This window comes from Anabaena sp. FACHB-1391 (genome assembly GCF_014696755.1).
Taxonomy (GTDB): Bacteria; Cyanobacteriota; Cyanobacteriia; order Cyanobacteriales; family Nostocaceae; genus Dolichospermum; species Dolichospermum planctonicum.
In genome coordinates, this window is record NZ_JACJQS010000004.1 from 1 (window position 1) to 18,923 (window position 18,923).

General features: G+C 36.9%; 15 protein-coding genes and 1 pseudogene. 11 read left to right on the forward strand and 5 right to left on the reverse strand.

Features of this window, described 5'->3' with window-relative positions:
• The first annotated feature begins 106 nt into the window (after positions 1-106).
• The 3 genes and pseudogenes from H6F62_RS02755 (at position 107) to dnaG (ending at position 3,120) form a co-directional block, all read left to right on the forward strand.
• A complete protein-coding gene (locus H6F62_RS02755; RefSeq protein ID WP_190371282.1) occupies positions 107-361 on the forward strand; it encodes a type ISP restriction/modification enzyme in 255 nt (84 codons plus the stop codon).
• Between the two features lie 68 nt (positions 362-429).
• Positions 430-1,080 (forward strand): annotated as a pseudogene (locus H6F62_RS02760) (response regulator transcription factor).
• Positions 1,081-1,209: 129 nt separating this feature from the next.
• Positions 1,210-3,120, forward strand: coding sequence for a DNA primase (dnaG, locus tag H6F62_RS02765; protein WP_190371283.1), 1,911 nt, complete (start codon positions 1,210-1,212; stop codon positions 3,118-3,120).
• 135 nt (positions 3,121-3,255) lie between these two features.
• Here the strand turns inward: dnaG and H6F62_RS02770 are convergent, their stop codons facing one another.
• Positions 3,256-6,000 (reverse strand): efflux RND transporter permease subunit, encoded by a 2,745-nt coding sequence (locus tag H6F62_RS02770; protein WP_190371284.1) that lies wholly within the window; start codon positions 5,998-6,000, stop codon positions 3,256-3,258.
• Between the two features lie 77 nt (positions 6,001-6,077).
• Here H6F62_RS02770 and H6F62_RS02775 point away from each other — a divergent pair, with 77 nt between their 5' ends.
• Positions 6,078-6,746, forward strand: a complete 669-nt coding sequence (locus tag H6F62_RS02775) for a phosphorylase (RefSeq protein ID WP_190371285.1) — start codon at positions 6,078-6,080, stop codon at positions 6,744-6,746.
• 75 nt (positions 6,747-6,821) lie between these two features.
• Here the strand turns inward: H6F62_RS02775 and H6F62_RS02780 are convergent, their stop codons facing one another.
• Entirely contained in the window at positions 6,822-9,686 is a 2,865-nt protein-coding gene (locus tag H6F62_RS02780) for a DUF4114 domain-containing protein (RefSeq protein WP_190371286.1), read from the reverse strand.
• 1,035 nt (positions 9,687-10,721) lie between these two features.
• Positions 10,722-11,894, reverse strand: coding sequence for a glycosyltransferase (locus H6F62_RS02785; protein WP_137907064.1), 1,173 nt, complete (start codon positions 11,892-11,894; stop codon positions 10,722-10,724).
• A gap of 136 nt (positions 11,895-12,030) precedes the next feature.
• Between H6F62_RS02785 and shc the strand changes: the two genes are divergently transcribed.
• From shc to H6F62_RS02815, 6 genes are all read left to right on the forward strand, one after another.
• Entirely contained in the window at positions 12,031-13,938 is a 1,908-nt protein-coding gene (gene shc / locus H6F62_RS02790) for a squalene--hopene cyclase (protein ID WP_190371287.1), read from the forward strand.
• 422 nt (positions 13,939-14,360) lie between these two features.
• Positions 14,361-14,762: a DUF2267 domain-containing protein gene (locus tag H6F62_RS02795; RefSeq protein WP_137907062.1), complete on the forward strand. Its 402-nt coding sequence runs from the start codon at positions 14,361-14,363 to the stop codon at positions 14,760-14,762.
• 153 nt (positions 14,763-14,915) lie between these two features.
• Positions 14,916-15,356 (forward strand): urease accessory protein UreE, encoded by a 441-nt coding sequence (gene ureE / locus H6F62_RS02800; RefSeq protein ID WP_190371288.1) that lies wholly within the window; start codon positions 14,916-14,918, stop codon positions 15,354-15,356.
• Positions 15,334-16,020 carry an urease accessory protein UreF gene (locus H6F62_RS02805; RefSeq protein WP_190371289.1) on the forward strand — a complete coding sequence of 229 codons (687 nt, stop codon included), beginning with the start codon at positions 15,334-15,336 and terminating at the stop codon, positions 16,018-16,020. The genes ureE and H6F62_RS02805 overlap by 23 nt, the downstream gene beginning before the upstream one ends.
• Before the next feature lie 5 nt (positions 16,021-16,025).
• Positions 16,026-16,622 carry an urease accessory protein UreG gene (gene ureG / locus H6F62_RS02810; RefSeq protein ID WP_190371290.1) on the forward strand — a complete coding sequence of 199 codons (597 nt, stop codon included), beginning with the start codon at positions 16,026-16,028 and terminating at the stop codon, positions 16,620-16,622.
• 459 nt (positions 16,623-17,081) lie between these two features.
• The gene (locus tag H6F62_RS02815; protein ID WP_190371291.1) at positions 17,082-17,645 is read left to right on the forward strand and encodes a sporulation/spore germination protein; all 564 of its coding nucleotides are present in this window, start codon (positions 17,082-17,084) and stop codon (positions 17,643-17,645) included.
• Positions 17,646-17,944: 299 nt separating this feature from the next.
• Here the strand turns inward: H6F62_RS02815 and H6F62_RS02820 are convergent, their stop codons facing one another.
• Positions 17,945-18,175, reverse strand: coding sequence for a type II toxin-antitoxin system HicA family toxin (locus tag H6F62_RS02820; protein ID WP_190371292.1), 231 nt, complete (start codon positions 18,173-18,175; stop codon positions 17,945-17,947).
• Positions 18,172-18,411: a type II toxin-antitoxin system HicB family antitoxin gene (locus tag H6F62_RS02825; protein WP_137907053.1), complete on the reverse strand. Its 240-nt coding sequence runs from the start codon at positions 18,409-18,411 to the stop codon at positions 18,172-18,174. Before H6F62_RS02825 ends, H6F62_RS02820 begins: the two co-directional genes overlap by 4 nt.
• Positions 18,412-18,519: 108 nt before the next feature.
• Here H6F62_RS02825 and H6F62_RS02830 point away from each other — a divergent pair, with 108 nt between their 5' ends.
• A complete protein-coding gene (locus tag H6F62_RS02830; RefSeq protein ID WP_190371293.1) occupies positions 18,520-18,843 on the forward strand; it encodes a DUF4351 domain-containing protein in 324 nt (107 codons plus the stop codon).
• Positions 18,844-18,923: the final 80 nt, after the last annotated feature.

The following is an 18,923-nucleotide window of genomic DNA, read 5'->3' on the forward strand; positions in this document are numbered from 1 at the left end:
TTTTAATGATATGTATTCTCATTAAGCTTATTTCTCTTTAATTGATCGTTAGTTATTATGTACTACTATCTCTGCTTTTTTGATCTGTGACAGTTCAGGGTGCGGAATGTGGGATACAAATAAACAGCAAATTTTGATTAATCAGAACTGTTATTTTTCGGGAGTTTCTCCAATAGTGTGGGAATTTAAAATTGGTGGTTATCAAGTATTAGATAAATGGTTAAAAGACCGAAAAAATGCTAACATAGATTTATCTGATGCGGAAATTACTCATTATCAACAAATCATTATTGTCGTCATAGAAACAATTAAATTAATGACAGAGATAGATGATATAATCCCTCAGTTTCCTATTATATAAATACCCCAAGATTCAGATTCCCGAATTATTAGAAAAGTCGGGAATCCAATTACCAATTACCAATTACCATGATCACAATTTTAATTGTAGATGACCAAGGTTTAATTCGTCAAGGTTTACGAGCGTTATTATAACTAGAATCAGATATAAAAATTGTCAAAGAAGTAGAAAATGGTCAAATTGCCATTAATTTAGTCAGAGAACTGCAACCAAATGTAATTTTAACGGATATCAGAATGCCCATTATAGATGGAGTTGCTGCGACTAAAGAAATTAATCATCAATTCCCTCATAGTAAAGTTTTAATTCTCACAGCTTTTGATGATGATGAATATGTAAAAGCAGGAATAAAAAATGGAGCAATGGGTTATTTACTCAAAGATACACCTTCAGAAGAGTTAGCAGTTGCCATTCGCGCGGTTAATAAGGGATATTCCCAATTATGACCAGGAATAGTCAAAAAAATTTTAACTCAATTTCCTGCAAATTCACCCCAAAACTTAACATCTGTACCAGCAAGTTTAGCAGAACTCACACCTAGAGAAAAAGAAGTTCTGCGATTAATTGCTATTGGTGATAATAATCGAGAAATTGCCGAAAAATTGTACCTTTCCGAAGGAACAGTCAAAAATCATATTACAAATATTTTAAATCGTCTAAATCTCAGAGACCGAACTCAAGCTGCTATTTTAGCTAATAGTTTTTTTACATATTTATAACAGGGTATTATAGTATGCTGTGTTTCAGGGTTTGGTGCGTTACACTGTCGCTAACACACCCTACTAGCCACTAACACAATTAAAATATATTATAGTATAATAAATCTAGATTACGATCGTTGATTCCTCATGCAAATTCCTCGCTTACATCCAGATACTATTGAAGAAGTTAAACTCCGCGCTGATATTGTTGATGTCATATCAGAGTATGTAGTTTTGCGAAAACGGGGTAAAGATTTTGTGGGTTTGTGTCCTTTTCATGATGAAAGAACTCCCAGCTTTACGGTTAGTCCTTATAAACAAATGTATTATTGTTTTGGCTGTCAAGCTGCGGGAAATGCAATTAAGTTTGTTATGGATTTGGGAAAACGTCAATTTGCGGAAGTGGTACTAGATTTAGCAAAACGTTATCAAGTCCCGGTTAAAACTTTAGAACCTGAACAAAGACAAGAATTACAACGTCAAATATCTTTACGTGACCAATTATATACTGTTCTCGCTTCCGCTGCTCAATTTTATCAACACACTTTAAGACAATCTCAAGGACAAAAAGCACGGGAATATTTAACAAAAATTCGTCAATTTAAAGAGGAAACTATTCAACAATTTGGTTTAGGTTATGCTCCTGCTGGTTGGGAAACTCTTTACCGTTATTTGGTGGAAAGTAAACATTATCCCCTACAATTGGTAGAACAAGCAGGATTAATTAAACCCCGAAAAGAAGGAGGAGGATATTATGATGTATTTCGTGATAGGTTAATGATTCCTATTCGTGATCTTCAAGGGAGAGTAATTGCTTTTGGAGGCAGAACTTTAACGGAAGAACAACCAAAATATCTCAATTCTCCGGAAACAGAATTATTTAGTAAAGGGAAAACTTTATTTGCTTTAGATGAAGCAAAAGACGCTATTTCTAAAGTTGATCAAGCGGTAGTTGTAGAGGGATATTTTGATGTGATTTCTCTCCATGCAGCCGGAATTAATAACGCTGTTGCTTCCTTGGGTACAGCATTAAGTATAGAACAAGTACGGCTATTATTACGTTATACAGAATCTAAGCAATTAACTCTCAATTTTGATGCAGATAAAGCTGGAATAAATGCTACGGAAAAAGCAATTGGTGAGATTGCTAATTTAGTTTATACAGGAGAAGTACAATTAAAAATTCTCAATTTACCTCATGGTAAAGATGCTGATGAATATTTACATGATCATACAGCATCCGATTATCAACAATTATTAACAAATGCGCCACTTTGGCTAGATTGGCAAATTCAAAATATTATTAAAAATCGAGATTTAAAACAAGCTACCGACTTTCAACAAGTTACCCAACAAATTATTAAATTATTGCAAAATATCGTTAATAGTGATACACTAAATTATTATGTCTCTTACTGTGCAGAAATTCTCAGTTTAGGAGATAGTAGACTTAAACCTTTAAGAGTTGAAAATCTCCTAACTCAGATTAAACCTAATAGTCTAAAATCTCTAAGTCCGCGTATAAATAAACCGCAACCTCAAAAACCAAAATTATCTTTAGTTAATACAGAACGCACTTTACTAGAACGGGCTGAGGCATTATTATTAATCATTTATCTTCATTCTTGCGAACAAAGACAAATAATTATTGAAGATTTAGAAACCCGCAACTTAGAATTTAGTCTTTCTCATCATCGTTTTTTATGGCAACAAATGTTAGAATTTTCATTAGATGAACTTGATTTAATTTCTAGTGTGCAAAATAGATATTTAGAATTATCAGAAGAATTAGACATAGTTTCCCATATATTTCATCTCAATGAAAAAAATAAAACAGAAATATTACGAACTCCTCACGTTATCCAAGCAGCATTAGCTTGCATGGAAAGAGTATTCCGAGAAAAACGCTATTATTACTTTAGGGAACAATGGGAAAAAATAGATCCTCAAACCGAACCAGAAAAATCTAAATATTATGCTGAAGCCATGTATATAGAAAAAATCCATTTACAAGACTTAGAGAAACAGCGACAATTTTCTATTAACGATTTAATTTAGGAAATTCTGTAGCTTGGGTTTAGTTCCTGACCCAACCTACATGGCTATAAGTCAATATTCAAAAAAAAAATTATCAACAACAAAATCCGCGACTTCTCTGAGAAGTCGCGGATCTAATTCTAGTTTATTAACTTATTAATTTACCTTCCTTCTGGGAAACCAATCATCTAAAATCGCGTAGAATACTGGCACAACAAATAAACTCAGAATAGTAGAACTGACCAAACCACCGGCAATAGATACAGCCATGGGAGACCGCAATTCTGAACCCGCACCCAAACCCAAAGCAATGGGAACCATCCCCAAAATAGTCGCTGCTGTAGTCATCATAATGGGGCGTAAACGTACAGGACCTGCTTTGAGAATTGCCTCAGTTTTTTCTATTCCAGAATCTCGTAATTGGTTAATGTAATCTACAATTAAAATCGCATTTTTGTTAGTGATTCCCAGCAAAAACACAAAACCAATCAGAGATATCATGCCAAAATCACTTTTGGTAAAAAGTAGCGCCAACAACGCTCCCACAATTGCTAAAGGTAAAGAAAGACCAATAACTATGGGGTCTACCCAACTTTTAAACAGCCAAATCAGCACCACAATAATACAAAGTGCTGATAATCCTAAAGTTGTGCCAAAACTGCCAAAAACCTGATTTTGACGGGCAGAATCCCCACCTAAATTTAAAGAAACACCCGCAGGTATGACAGCCTGAGCCTCAGATACCACAACATCCGTTGCATTACCTAAAGTTAGATTTTGTCCCAGGTTAGCGCCAATATAAACCACTCGCTGATGATTTAACCTTTCAATTTGCAAAATTGTATCTTGTTGATGAGATTCACCTGTAATAGTTACATCAGCAAAACCAGATATTTTCTCAATTCGTGCTTTCACCGCTTTAGCTGCTGTAGTCAAAGCCTGGAGGTCTTTACCTTGTAAAGCTACTTGTAGAGGTTTTTGTCCACCGGTGTCTACAAATTGAATATCTTCTACACTTGTGGTGACACCCGCCAATTTTGGCAAAGTAGCACGGAGTTGGTCTTGGACTTGAGCCGTTTTCACTTTTCGTTCTGCTTTTAGCTTAACGTACAGCGTCCCTTTGTTTGGTTCACCTTCACGAGAACCGACAGTAGTAAAAACCGTGGCCACTGCCGGGGAATTTCTCACCACTTTTTCCAGTTTCTTAGCAACATCCAAGGAATCGTTTAAAAGATTAGAAATGGAAATAGGAGATGGGTCAGCAGATAAATCCACAGCAACAGACAAAGACGAACTTCCTAATTTATCTTTTCGTCCCCTTTGTGTTTCCCGTCCTCCTGGTTGTCCTCCTCCTCCTGGCACCTCTTGTCCAAGAGCCGCAGGAAGACTAGGTACTAGGGAAGTATAGACAATATTAAATTCTCCCCGGTCAAGTTTGGGAATAAAGCCTTTGGGAATTAGGGGAATTAGGGCAATGCCAGCAATTAAACTAACTACAGCTAACCCCACAACTATCAAACGGTGCTGTAAAGACCAAGCTAACAAATTGCGGTAAGCTTGCTCAAATCCCAGCCAAATCCTACCTTGCTTCTGGGGAGAACTAGATGATTTAGGCTTGAGCCAGTAAATAGCTAAGACTGGTGATAAAGTCCGGGCTACTAATAAAGATGTCAGCATAGCCGCAGAAACAGTAATCCCAAAGGGTTTAAAAAACTGCCCAATGACTCCACCCATCAAACCGATAGGTAAAAATACCGCCACCGCTGTTAAAGTGGCTGCGGTGACAGTTAAACCGATTTCATTAGTAGCTATCAGGGCGGCTTCCCGTGGGGTTTTTCCGTTTTCAATATGCCGCATGATGTTTTCGACATCAACTATGGCATCATCCACTATTGAGCCAATTACCAAAGCTAATGCTAACAGGGTAATGGTTTCTAAATTAAAGCCATATATCGCCATGACGATAAATGTCCCTAACAAAGATATGGGAATAGCTAAAGCAGAAATCAGGGTAGCTTGCCAATTCCATAAAAAAGGAAAAATTACAACCACCGAGAGAATGATAGCTTCTATCAGGGCATCTATAGTAGAATGGGTAGCATTACGGATATATTCCGCTTGGGTAGCAGCTAAAGTCAAAGTGACATCTTTTAAAGTAGCCTTTAGTTGTTGTACTTCCTTTTCTACTCCACTGACCACTTCTAGGGTATTAGCATCACCTTTTTTAATCACCTGAAAAGCCAAAGCATCTTGACCATTAAACCTAACTAAAGTTCCAGTGGGTGGCTGGAGTCCATTGGTTACTGTAGTCAGTTGGGGTTTTAATGTTCCACCCCCTAACAGAGACACTTTCAGCACCCCTGGTAATTTAGCGATCGCCGGAACAATTTTATCTTTTGCCAGTTGTCGTAAATTATCAATATCCCGGACGGAACTTTCAACGGCATAGCTAACAGTCGCTGATTCGTTCAGATTCAAAGGGATGATTTTTTTATTTGTATCCTTGGGTAGATTTAACTGATTAACTATTTGGGAAATTTTGTTAGTCGCAGTTTCTAAACTTGTACCGACAACAAAAGAGGAAACCACCGCAGTTTGACCCGGATAAGTTGATGAACGAATATCCTCAAGTCCTACCAATGATTTTAGACCTTCCTCTATGGGTTTAGTCAGTTTTTCCTCTGTATCTAGGGTACTGCTTAGGGGCGCTTGGACAGTTACCACCACCACTGGAAAAGTGATATCTGGAAATAAAGCATATTTGAGAGAACTGAATGCCAGAACCCCAGCTACCGTTACACCTATCCAAAAACACACCGTCAACCAAGAAAACTTAATTGCTAATTTGGAAATATTAAAGCTTTCACGGGCGGATGTTTGGGTTGTTTTGGTCTGTACCATCTGATAAAATTATTATCTTAATCATTATTCATTAGTCATTCGCAATCGGGAATAGTTTTTACCCATTACCCCACAAAATGCCAACTCTGATTTTAGTCCCCCAGGGGGCAGAATATCAAGCCGTCTGTCGTGGATTAAGTTGTATCCCCAGTCCTCCACCCCAGGTATTAACCACCCCCATGGGAATCGCACAGATGCAGGAATATTTACAAAAATTAACCCACATCCGTGAAAATTCTATCTTGATGATGGGTTTATGTGGTAGCTTAAGCGGAAAATACCAGGTTGGAGATATTGTTTTATATCAAAACTGCCTTTATCAAGGAAATCTACAAGAATGTAATAATTATTTTACCACAGATATATATACCCGACTGGGTGATCATGTATCTTTAGTCAGGGGGTTCACAAGCGATCGCATTGTATGTACAGCCGCAGAAAAACACCACTTACATCAACAATACGGTGCTGATGTTGTGGATATGGAAGGATATCCCTGCCTAGAATTTTTCCGCCAATTCCCAGACAAACAAGTGGCTATATTGCGAGTAGTCAGCGATGATTCTCACCATGATATCCCCAATATCACATCCGCGATTAGTGAAAACGGTTCTTTGCGACCTTTCCCCTTAGCTTGGGAATTAATCCGTCAACCACAGTCAGCTAGGCGATTAATTACTGGTTCATTGAAAGGACTCAAGGCTTTAACAGCAGTGACTCAATTATTATTTACGCCAGATCCCTGAATTCTCTAAAAAGTCGGGGATCTGAATATCTCAGCCGAATTAAATTAAACAATTTCTGGGGCTGAGAAAATTCCTCTAAACTACGGGTGTCAAATTCACCTTAACAATTATATCATTAAAGTCCTTGTCACCACTATCACTCATATCTTCAAAACCAAAGGTATTATCACCTAACATCCGCACGTGGTCAACACCATCTGAATTAGCACCCAAGAAGGTGAAGTAAATATCTGGATCATTATTAGAATTACTATCAAGTAAGGCATCAGGTGTACCATTAACAATTAAAAATGGCACCACGATAGAACCACTGGGAATAGTTGCGCTAGAAGTGGCTGTACCACCGTTGGTCACGGATAAGTTAATATCGGAAATCCGTTTATTAATGGCTGCTTGAATATAACCAGCTTCTCCTGGTAGGATATCAGCCTGACCATCACCATTAGTGTCAATACCGCCATTCTCACCAGTGACTTGATAGAAACCAACGAAGTTGTTGTAATTTGCTTCTCGGTAAACCGTAAAATCAGCTTTTACGTCACCTCTGATATTCCGCAGATCTAATGATTCCCCTTGTGGTTGGCTTTGCAGATTTGTACCTAGAGCGATCGCTTGATTAGTTACTTGAATATTCACACGCAAATCCTCAAACCCAGTCGGATCACCAGAACCATCTTCCCACTCCAGGGAAAAACTATTAGATCCTAAGTCTGTAATTTTGAGGTTAGAAGAGTTGGCAATGAGAACATTTTCCATGGGAGTGGTTTTATTTAGTACAGAGTCCGTTGAACCATCTTTTACTAAATAAAATCTCAAATTGTCATTAGTGTTAAATAATAATAATCTTTTCAGGCTATTATCATCAAACCCAGAAGGAGAATTAGTCAGGGTAGAGAAAATTACCTGACCTCTGGCCAAGGCTTTTTCTGTATAACCCTGTTCCCCGGTCGCAATACCATCTATTTTACCACTAGCATCATCAACGGTAAATACTCCTATTTCATTGACACCATCAGAATTACTTCCCGTCAATGTGAATTCTAGTGTCGCATTACCATTACTATTATTATCTTCAATCTTAAAGACATCACCACTAATTAGTGTCAGGAAACTGTTTGAATCCGTTTCATTGATATCATTAATATTCACAGTCAAAGCTTTTTCATAAGTCAGCCCAGCCGCGTCTTGTGTCTTGACGCGAATCTTGTAACTGGACTTAGTTTCAAAGTCTGGAGATAAATTAATTTTAAGTTGATCTCCGTCAATAGTAAAAGCAGAATTATCATCATCACCTTCACCAGTAACTAGGCTATATGTAAAACTATCCTCCGTATCTGGATCTGTGGTTATCAATGAACCAACAACTGTATTGTCTGGGACATTTTCATTCACTCTGTCATTACTGAGACTTAAACCTGTAGGTGCTTCGTTCACAGGAGTTCCAAACACGACATAAGCTGCTCCAGCACCAGAATTAGCAAAGGGAGCGCTAATAATGAAATCGTTAACACCGTCACCGTTGACATCTCCTGCACCGCTAACTGAGTGACCTAAGTTACCATTTACAGCAATACCACTAATGATAAAGCCATTTGTACCGTCGAGATTGGAGAGTTCAAAGGTAGAACTAAAGCCGTCCCTATTACCATAGATGACATAGCTTTGTCCATAACTATTATTAGCATTATTCGCCCCAATAATGATGTCATCAATTCCATCATCGTTAATATCCCCTAAATTACTGACAGACCAGCCAGCGTTGTCAAAGGCAGCAATACCGTTGATAGTAAACCCATTACTGCCATTAAGATCGGAAAGGTTAAAATTGTCACTTATGTCGCCTTCTTTACAAAAGACTACATAGGCTCTGCCCGCAAATTCTTTATTGTTGGGATTTCCATCTCTTGCACCGATAATTAGGTCTGCAATCCCATCTCCGTTAATATCTCCGGCTTTACTAACAAAGAAGCCTGATTGATCTTTATCTTGCCCATTGATGGTAAAGCCAGTAAAATCATTATTACTATTATTATTACTATCAAGGAGGGAGACATTGATGGTATTGTCAGTAATCGGATTTTCCGTGTCAATCCTCCGTCCATAAATGACATAACTGCTGCCAGAATTATTACCATTGGGATCTGCATAAGGCGCACCAATAATTAGATCATCTATTCCATCCTTATTGATGTCTCCAGCATCACTGACAGAATAGCCCAGATTATTGAGGTCATCACTAATGATTTTCAAACCGTCATTTAGCCCAATATTAGACAAGTCTATGGTTGAACTGAAACCACCTTCCTTGCCAAAGATGACATAGCTTTCACCGTCAATGCCGTTTTCATTATCACTAGGATTGGTTGCACCAATTAATAAGTCCTTGGTACCATCACCATTAAAATCGCCGGCACTACTAACAGCCCAACCTGCATTATGACCCGAATTACTGCCTTTGATAGTCAGTCCTTTGCTACCAAGGTCGGAAAGTTCAATGGGATTACTAAAATAATCGGATTGTTTGCTACCAAAGATAATATAAGCAGCCCCGGAATTATCCCCATTGATACCAGAAAAAGGTGCGCCAATGGCTAAGTCATCAACACCATCACCGTTAATATCCCCAATGTTACTAACGGAACGGCCTGATTGATCACCGGCTTGAGCCCCGTTAATCACAAAGCCTTTAGTACCGAGAGTAGAAGGATTTAAGGTTAGATCAAATCCTTCTTTGCTACCAAAAAGTAGATAAGTAACCCCTGCATTACTTTTATCATCAGGATCACTCAAAGGTGAGCCAATAACTAGATCCCCAATACCATCACCGTTAATATCACCAGCATCGCTGACTGAATAACCTAAGTTATCGTCTCTTTCAGCTGAGATAATAAAGCCGTTCTTGCCGTCGAGTGTGGAGAGGTCAAAAAATTGCGCGCTCATAGTGGTATTGTTGGTTTTCTGAATGTTTGATAAATTTCGGTTAGGACTTAAGCAAAAACTTTCCTAAACCTTTATTTCTGTCTTCATTGCTATGGGTTACAGATGGCTAAAGTGACTCGTGTTTCGGTCCTATCGGTGACAGCAAAGCAGGTGTAATAGGTAGTCAATCGGGTGGTCAATCGGGTGAGCCACCCTAGTTACACAAATTCATGCGATAAATCTGCATTAACATAAGTCTCTAGGCTTCGGTAGCTAGAGTAAGTATTAATGCTTTAACGCTAATATTACCGAAGTTTTCTGAAACTTACGCATCAGTGTTCCCATAGCGTCTTGAAGAGAAGACTAAAATCCTGACTGTAATGTCAGGTATTATACCAGTTGCATGGGTCTTATTTCACATAAATGGGTTACATAAACGTGACAAGATAGCCTAAGCTGGAGTTAAGTAGCTTGAGTTACTTTTAATGGCAGTAGAGAAATAGTAGTTAATGCCCCGTCTTATGGAAACTTTTCTTGGACAGTTGAGTATCCAGATTTGGTATAGATACTTTTTAGGTTTTGATTCTAGGATTTTCTACCCACTTTCTTATGACCATAATTTTCACCTCTGATCATCAAATTCAGGACTATTTAAGATTTGGGGTTTTACGTAGGACATCCTAAAAAAACAAAGATGCTAAAATTGACGGCTGATTTGATTGAACGGCTTTCGATTTTTCACTAACAATAAAGTTTACTTGAATTGCCCAAAAACAATATATCCCACTTATGGCACTATTAATTATGAAGTTCATGAAGTCTTTGTAAACTTTAGGTAAAGATGAATAATATAGCATTTCCTAGTCCACTGAGGTACAGATTTATCCCTAATTTTGTGAAAATATAGCGGATTACCATAGCGGGCAAAATGCCCGCACCACAAGATTTTGATCATTAATATCCGTACCTCATAATATCGGAAACTGCTGTAATTCCTTTTTTGGTTATCAACCCTTAGACTAAAAATGGGAATTTTTGGCAAAAATATCTGATCTACTACTTTTTGTCCCAGGGGTAAACTCTACCTTTCCATTCACCCCCACGTCCTTGCCAATGACGCAATGCTGAATCTACTGTCATCAGAGTATATAAAAAAGCAATGATTGGTAAACTAAAAGCAAAAATTGCGGGACATTTATAAAAGCGAATAATTGGCAAATAAGCAAAAGTCATGAGTAGATATGCTGTGAAAGATACTAGGGTAATTTGCCAATTTCCTAATAACACTCCTAAAATAATTCCTATTGGTGGTAATAAATAAACTAAAGTCATTCCTAATAAACTACCCACTAGTAGTACAGGGGAATAATTAAGTTGTGTATAAGCACTTCTAGCTACCATATCCCAAATTGTTTTCAGGGAATCATAAGGGCGTAAACTGATTGTTGAAGTGCTTAGTCCTAACCAGATTTTGCCATGATTTGATTTGACGGCCTTTGCTAAGGAACAATCATCAATTAAGGCTTGACGAATTATTTGCAACCCACCAATTCTATTTAGGGCCTCTCTGTGAATTAAAATACAGCCTCCCGCTGCGGCTGCTGTGGTTTTTTTGGGGTTATTTACCCAGGAAAAGGGGTAGAGTTTTTGGAAGAAAAAGACGAAAGCGGGAATTAATAGTTTTTCCCAAAAGCTTTGACACCGCAAGCGCACCATGATAGATACCAGGTCTAAATTCTGGGACTCGGCTTTGGCTACTAAGCGCCGTAAGTTACTAATATCATGTTGTATATCCGCATCTGTTAGTAAAAAATAGTCTGGTGTCAATTCACTCGCTTTTTCTACTCCTTGTGCCATTGCCCACAGTTTACCCGTCCAACCTGTAGGTAATGATGCGCTGGAGACAATCTGCAATTTATCAGTTTTATCAAGGGCGTAAGCTACTCCCTGGGCAAAATTGGCTGTACCATCGCTACTTTGATCGTCTACTAAGAAGATGGTGAAATTACCAGTATAGTCTTGCAAGAGGAGCGATCGCAAACTAATAGGAATAACATTCGCTTCGTTACGTGCTGGTACTATTACACACACCGTCGGTAACGATTTTTCTATAACGCTTTTATTTGTTTCTAATTGGTGATTAACTCGCCAAAATTGTCCCCAAAATAAGAGTAAAAATAACCAAGTTATCAGGGATATAAAGGTTAAGGTTAATACAATTGTTATCATAATTTTCCCTTGACTGCAATTCAAAATTTAATTATTACTGATTTGGATAGAATACAATCTTTGCTGATTTTGGGGAAGAATTTTCTCTGATTTCGGTTATGTTATTAATTATTATTGGCTGTTGAAGAAGTATTTTATGCAAACACAAGATAGAATAAAAGTCAAGCAAGTAGTAGATGCGATTACAGCTAGTCAAAAATATCTGCTTTCGATGCAAAATAGAGATGGTTATTGGTGGGCTGAGTTAGAATCTAATGTTACCATTACTTCTGAGGCTGTTTTGCTGCATAAGATTTGGGGAACGGATAAAAATAGACCTTTAGATAAAGTTGAAAATTATCTCCGTTCTCAACAGCGAGAACATGGAGGTTGGGAATTGTTTTATGGAGATGGTGGGGATTTAAACACAACTGTAGAGGCTTATATGGCTTTGAGGTTGTTGGGTGTACCCGCTACAGACAACGCACTAATAAAAGCGAAATCCCTAATTTTGGCTAAAGGTGGTATTAGCAAAACTCGCATTTTTACCAAGTTACATCTAGCTTTAATTGGCTGTTATAATTGGCGCGGACTTCCTTCTTTACCACCTTGGGTGATGTTGCTACCCGATAATTTTCCTTTCAATATTTATGAACTTTCTAGTTGGGCGCGTTCTAGCACTGTACCATTATTAATTGTCTTTGATCGTAAACCCATCTTTAAAATTGATCAACCCATTAATTTAGATGAATTATATGCTGAAGGTGTAAATAATGTCCGATGGGAATTACCAAAAAATGGTGATTGGTCGGATATATTTAACATCCTCGATGATGGTTTCAAATTAGCAGAAAGTCTGAATTTTGTTCCTTTGAGAGATGAAGGTATTCAAGCCGCAGAAAAGTGGATTTTAGAACGTCAAGAAGTTACCGGAGATTGGGGGGGAATTATTCCCGCGATGTTAAATTCTCTGTTAGCTCTAAAATGTCTAGATTATGATGTGAATGACCCAATTATCCAGCGAGGTTTAAAAGCAGTTGATAATTTTGCTATGGAAACAGAAAATAGTTACTGTGTACAACCTTGTGTTTCTCCTGTATGGGATACAGCTTGGGCGATTCGGGCTTTAATTGATTCAGGTTTTCCCGCAGATCATCCCGCTATTGTTAAAGCAGGAGAATGGTTAATAGAGAAACAAATTCTCAATTATGGTGATTGGAATGTCAAAAATAAGCAAGGGAAACCCGGTGCTTGGGCGTTTGAATTTGACAATCGTTTTTATCCAGATGTGGATGATTCGGCTGTAGTTGTTATGGCTTTACATCAAGCTAAATTACCAAATAAAGAATTGAAAAAACAAGCTATTAATCGGGCTTTAAATTGGATTATAACTATGCAATGTAAACCAGGGGGTTGGGCGGCTTTTGATCTTGATAATGATCAAGAATGGCTTAATTCTATCCCCTATGGTGATTTGAAAGCTATGATTGATCCAAATACGGCTGATGTCACTGCTAGAGTCTTAGAAATGTTGGGGGCTTGTAATTTATCAATTCCAGCAAATAATTTAGAAAAGTCTTTAAATTATCTTTTGGAAGAACAAGAAATAGAGGGTTGTTGGTTTGGTCGTTGGGGTGTGAATTACATTTATGGAACTAGCGGCGTTTTATCGGCTTTAGCTTTAATAAATCCTCTAAAATATGGTGAAAATATCGCCAAAGGTACAGCTTGGTTGGTCAAAGTTCAAAATAATGATGGTGGTTGGGGAGAAACTTGTTTTAGTTACAATGATCCTAGTTTGAAAGGACAAGGAGAAAGCACTGCTTCCCAAACAGCATGGGCTTTAATTGGCTTGATTTCCGCCGGTGAAGCAACTGGTAAATTCGCTATTGATAGTATGGAAAAGGGGATTAATTACCTGTTAACAACACAGAAATTAGATGGTACTTGGGAAGAAAAATACTTCACTGGAACTGGTTTTCCTTGTCATTTTTATTTGAAGTATCACTTCTATCAACAGTATTTTCCTTTAATGGCTTTGGGACGATATCAAGCAATAAGTTAATCACAGAAAGTAGGGATAATTCATCAATTGTCCCTCACCCTAACCTAAAAATATACCCAATCTCTTTAATGAACTTTAATGAAATTTAGAAATATCGCTATAGATATACCTCTATCTACTTCTTTAGGATGAAGTTAAGTCAATAATTAAGATTTAGACTAAAGTGAGTTTACTATTCAATTCAAATTATGAGTTATATCAAATTAAGATGAGGCTACTGAGAATAAGATATCAAGAATAATTGACCGCAGATAAACGCAGATAAATGCAGATAAATTGAGACAAGTTTTTGAGTAGAGATGCAGCATAGTATTCATATCCCCAACTTCTAGCAAGAAATCATAATTTATTCACAGGATTAAATAAAATAAAGAAGTCGGGAATATTACTCAAAATATTGATGAAAATACTGGAGATAAAAAATGAAATATAATGAGTTTATAATCCATGTCCAAAGTCTAGCACAATCAGAATCTCTTGAGGAAGCTGAGGTCGCTACTCGTGCTACTTTGGAAATTATTAAACAAATTGTTCCTAGTGCTGAAAGAGAGGAATTAGCAACACAAATACCCCAGGAATTAGGGGAATATTTACGTGGAGGTGAAGCAGAACCTATTGAAGCTTTTAATTTACAGGAGTTTATTGAACGTATTAGTGAAAAAGAAAATGTGAAACCTACTATCTCAATTATTCATGTCCGCGCTGTTTTTGCTGTTTTACAAAGTGCTATCTCTCCAGATAAATTTCGCAAGTTTTATGACTATTTTTCCCGTGACTATGAGGAATTATTTAGCATTTTATTAATAAATCAAGCCTCCGCTTAATTAGCATTAATTAGCAGAAATTTCTCCGTCGAAAATTATAGTTAACCCTAACCTATTATATACCTGATTTCTTGGAGAAGTTGGGTATATTTTTGTTTATTTTGTCTATTTTGTTTATAATGGCTAAAGTTCAATATCAAGTTGATTTAAATTATGCTGACTTTTACCCAACGTCAACGACTTAATATTCCCACTACAGTTAGTATTACTCTTTCACTGACTGCGGAAGAACGGACTCGCAGCCGTTATAAATTTATATTAGCAGATGGTCAGGAGATTCTTTTGCGTTTACCTAGAGGGACAATATTAAATGATGGTGATATACTTATTGATGAAAACCACAGTATTTATATGAAAATTATTGCTAAACCTGAACCTGTTTTAACTGCTTATGCGGAAATTCCTTTATTATTAAGGGCTGCGTATCATTTAGGAAATCGTCATGTACCTGTGGAAATTACTCCCACTTATTTACGCTTATCTCCAGATCCAGTTTTACAGGCTATGTTGACCCAATTGGGTTTAGAAATTCAAGCGGAAATTGTCCCTTTTCAACCAGAATTAGGTGCTTATGGAAATCACTCTCACTCATAACAATTTTTTGGCGATTTTACAATTAGCTAGTCCCGCTTTACCTGTAGGTGCTTATGGTTATTCGGAAGGTTTGGAAATATTAGTAGAAAATGGTACTATTACTAATATAGAAAATCTCAAACATTGGCTCAAATCTGAGTTAATTTATGGTTCAATTCGTCTAGATGCTGGGGTAATTGTTAGGGCTTTTCAATCTGCAAAAAACGATGATCTAAAGGCTTTAAAACGCTGGAATTTATGGTTATCGGCCGCCAGAGATACGGAGGAATTACGGGCTGCTAATTGGCAAATGGGACGTTCTCTGATGCAATTATTAAGTAAGCTAGAACCGGAAATTTTACCTTTAGTCCATGCTGTGGGTTATCCTAGTAATTATGCGATCGCTTTTGCTATAGCTTGCGCTTATTGGGATATAAATATTCAGGCCTGTTTATTAGCTTATTTACACAGTTGGGCTAATAATTTAATTACGGCTGGGATCAAACTTATTCCTCTGGGACAAACTGCGGGACAAGAATTATTACTGGGTTTACAACCTTTATTAACCACTACTGTGGAGGAAATTTTGCTCATGGAAGATGATGATTTAGGATGTTGTAATTGGGGTTTATCTTTAGCAAGTATGCAGCACGAAATCCAGTATACTAGATTATTTAGGAGTTAAAAACTATGACTGCTTTGAGAATAGGGGTTGCAGGTCCAGTGGGTTCAGGAAAAACAGCTTTAGTAGATGCTTTATGTAAGAATTTACGGGAAAAATATCAGTTAGCAGTAGTGACAAATGATATCTATACTCAAGAAGATGCTCAATTTTTAGTTCGTTCTCAAGCTTTAGAAAGCGATCGCATTTTAGGAGTAGAAACGGGAGGTTGTCCCCATACTGCTATCCGTGAAGATGCTTCTATGAATTTAGCCGCAATTGAACAATTAGAAGAGAAATTTACCAATTTAGATTTAGTCTTTTTAGAAAGTGGTGGAGATAATTTAGCTGCTACTTTTAGTCCTGAATTAGTAGATTTAACCATTTATGTCATTGATGTGGCTGCTGGTGATAAAATCCCCCGTAAAGGTGGTCCAGGTATCACTAAATCTGATTTATTAGTAATTAATAAAACCGATCTTGCTCCCTATGTGGGTGCTGATTTGAATGTTATGGAACGAGATGCAAAAAAAATGCGCGGTGACAAACCTTTTGTTTTTACAAACCTGAAAACTCAAACTGGTTTAGGAGATGTAATTCAGTTTGTGAATGCAGCTATTTGTTAATTGTCAGAAATGGCTAACGCCACGCTTCGCTATCAGGATTTACAGGATTAAAGGATTTTCAGGATGTGATTGATTTGCTTTCAGAAACAAACATAGATTTATTATGATTCTAAATCATTGATTAATTCTTCTATAGCTTGGCTTTTTAGTTCTTTATTAGGGAGAAAATAAAACACTTTTTTAAAGTTTCTATATTTGCATTTTTAATGAACCATTCATCACTGGGATTGTCTATCAAGCTAAAATGAAGCTTTAAACGGTCATTTATAGCATCTTTATCTGCTCTTTCTAATTGTCCTTTTCGTTAGCGTTTAACATTACTTCAATCTTAATTAGTCAAGAAATTAAATAGTGTGACGTAAAATAGAATGGAAAGGTAGTTATAATTGGATATTAAGGTTTTTTCTTTCCCTGTTACCCCTGATAAATTTTCTTGTAAAAATCAACCTGAATGATTATATGTATAATTACAAACAAGCTATTTTATCATTATTTCTAGTAGTGTCCTGCACTATTATTAGCAGTTGTGATACTAATAATACCGCTAATAACCCAACTCCAGAAACCACACCCAATAGCAAAATTAACCCCATTCCTGAAAAAGAACCACAAAAGTCTCCTATTCCCGCAATTGAGCCATTTTCCACCAATTCCCATAGTAAAGCTATTTCCGGGAAAACTACCAACGTTACCTTATACATAAGTGATGATCAATGTCAAGAGCTAATTGCTAAAAAAGCCGAGGTTTCCGCAGCAGAACCCATGAATGAGTCCATAGGTAAAATATTCAAAGAACAAAATACAGCAGACTTTAGCGTATCTGGTTATCGTGTAAATGTGAAAAATGGTGTTGCTACTGTTGATATTCGAGTATCACCAGAATCAAAACGACAATTATCTTCCCTTTCGAGTTGTGAACAGTTTGCATTGTTTAGTAGTGTTCGCAAAACCCTAATGAGCAATTCTGAGTGGAAAATTAAAGATGTCCGCTTTACCGAACGTGGAGAAGATATTACCCTCTAAGGAACGTGAATTAAAGCTAAGTTTCTATCATTTATTGCATTTCGTTTAACTCAACTGGGAAGAGACTGCTTGGATCAACAAATACTCGAAGAGTATATATTAGAGTATATTGAAAATATGCTCTCTACTCACCCAGGGGGTTTTCATTCTCCAAAATTGCGATGTCTACGGCGAGCGAAGCTATCTCCATAACCTTTTGACCATCAATATTTGGGCTTGTTTTTCATATTAATTAATCAAAAATTAGGAATGATAGCCGATCAAGATTTGCTGTGAAATAAAATCTAAGAAGATATCTCTTATTTTCCTAACAAATTGAAGAATGTTTCTTTATCAATACCAACATCTTGAATCATTCCTATTAAAGTACCTTGTTTAATATCTTTTCCTGAATGAATAGGAATAACAACTCTACGCCCATCATTATGCTTGTAAATGGCGTGACTCCCTTTTTGGCGATCAAAATAAAAACCTAATTTTTCAACAACTTTAATAAAGTCTTTAGCTTTGACGCTGGGAAAAATACTCATACTAAAACACTTAATGGCTTAACAATATAATCTTCTTTAGGGATAGGTTGATGATCAGCCATTAGACTTTCAAGATATAATTCTACAGCTTCTGTTATATTGGCGATCGCTTCTTCAAAAGTATCTCCTTGGGAATGACAACCCTTAAGAAGAGGACAAAAAGCGTGATAACCTCCGTCTTCTTCCCTTTCGAGAATGACGGTGTAATTGTAAACTTTTTTATCGTTGTTATTCATATACCGTAAGTTTCTCACCAAAATCTATTTCATTATAAACTGTTTTGATAAATTCGCTAAAGGTTGCAGATTTTAGTGTATCTGGTTATCGTGTAAATGTAAAAAATAATGATGTATAGATTTGAAAAACTCAGTTTAACGGAGGTTCAAGCAATGCTAGGAATTTCATTAGAAAAAAGTCGCGCTTACCAGGAAATTAAACAAGAGGCACGGGAAGAAGGAAGACAAGAAGGAAGACAAGAAGGACTACAACAAGCAACTTTAAATTTAGTAATTCGACTGTTAACTAAACGGTTTGGAGAATTACCAGCAGATGCACATGATTCCATTTCTGTTTTACCATTACCTGTACTAGTAAGTCTCAGCGAGGCATTATTGGATTTTACCAGTCTCCATGATTTGCAGGTTTGGTTAGATCAGGTAAAGCAGTAAAGTATTTCTGATGGCAATTTTTCGGTTATGGTAGGGGTTTAGCAATGCTGAACCCTCATAAAAATGACCACAATCACAAT

What these genes read in the sequence shown, in the direction of transcription:
- H6F62_RS02755 (WP_190371282.1), top strand. Translation starts at nt 107, where the DNA reads ATGTGGGATACAAATAAACAGCAAATTTTGATTAATCAGAACTGTTAT.
- dnaG (WP_190371283.1), top strand. Translation starts at nt 1,210, where the DNA reads ATGCAAATTCCTCGCTTACATCCAGATACTATTGAAGAAGTTAAACTC.
- H6F62_RS02770 (WP_190371284.1), bottom strand. Translation starts at nt 6,000, where the DNA reads ATGGTACAGACCAAAACAACCCAAACATCCGCCCGTGAAAGCTTTAAT.
- H6F62_RS02775 (WP_190371285.1), top strand. Translation starts at nt 6,078, where the DNA reads ATGCCAACTCTGATTTTAGTCCCCCAGGGGGCAGAATATCAAGCCGTC.
- H6F62_RS02780 (WP_190371286.1), bottom strand. Translation starts at nt 9,686, where the DNA reads ATGAGCGCGCAATTTTTTGACCTCTCCACACTCGACGGCAAGAACGGC.
- H6F62_RS02785 (WP_137907064.1), bottom strand. Translation starts at nt 11,894, where the DNA reads ATGATAACAATTGTATTAACCTTAACCTTTATATCCCTGATAACTTGG.
- shc (WP_190371287.1), top strand. Translation starts at nt 12,031, where the DNA reads ATGCAAACACAAGATAGAATAAAAGTCAAGCAAGTAGTAGATGCGATT.
- H6F62_RS02795 (WP_137907062.1), top strand. Translation starts at nt 14,361, where the DNA reads ATGAAATATAATGAGTTTATAATCCATGTCCAAAGTCTAGCACAATCA.
- ureE (WP_190371288.1), top strand. Translation starts at nt 14,916, where the DNA reads ATGCTGACTTTTACCCAACGTCAACGACTTAATATTCCCACTACAGTT.
- H6F62_RS02805 (WP_190371289.1), top strand. Translation starts at nt 15,334, where the DNA reads ATGGAAATCACTCTCACTCATAACAATTTTTTGGCGATTTTACAATTA.
- ureG (WP_190371290.1), top strand. Translation starts at nt 16,026, where the DNA reads ATGACTGCTTTGAGAATAGGGGTTGCAGGTCCAGTGGGTTCAGGAAAA.
- H6F62_RS02815 (WP_190371291.1), top strand. Translation starts at nt 17,082, where the DNA reads ATGTATAATTACAAACAAGCTATTTTATCATTATTTCTAGTAGTGTCC.
- H6F62_RS02820 (WP_190371292.1), bottom strand. Translation starts at nt 18,175, where the DNA reads ATGAGTATTTTTCCCAGCGTCAAAGCTAAAGACTTTATTAAAGTTGTT.
- H6F62_RS02825 (WP_137907053.1), bottom strand. Translation starts at nt 18,411, where the DNA reads ATGAATAACAACGATAAAAAAGTTTACAATTACACCGTCATTCTCGAA.
- H6F62_RS02830 (WP_190371293.1), top strand. Translation starts at nt 18,520, where the DNA reads ATGATGTATAGATTTGAAAAACTCAGTTTAACGGAGGTTCAAGCAATG.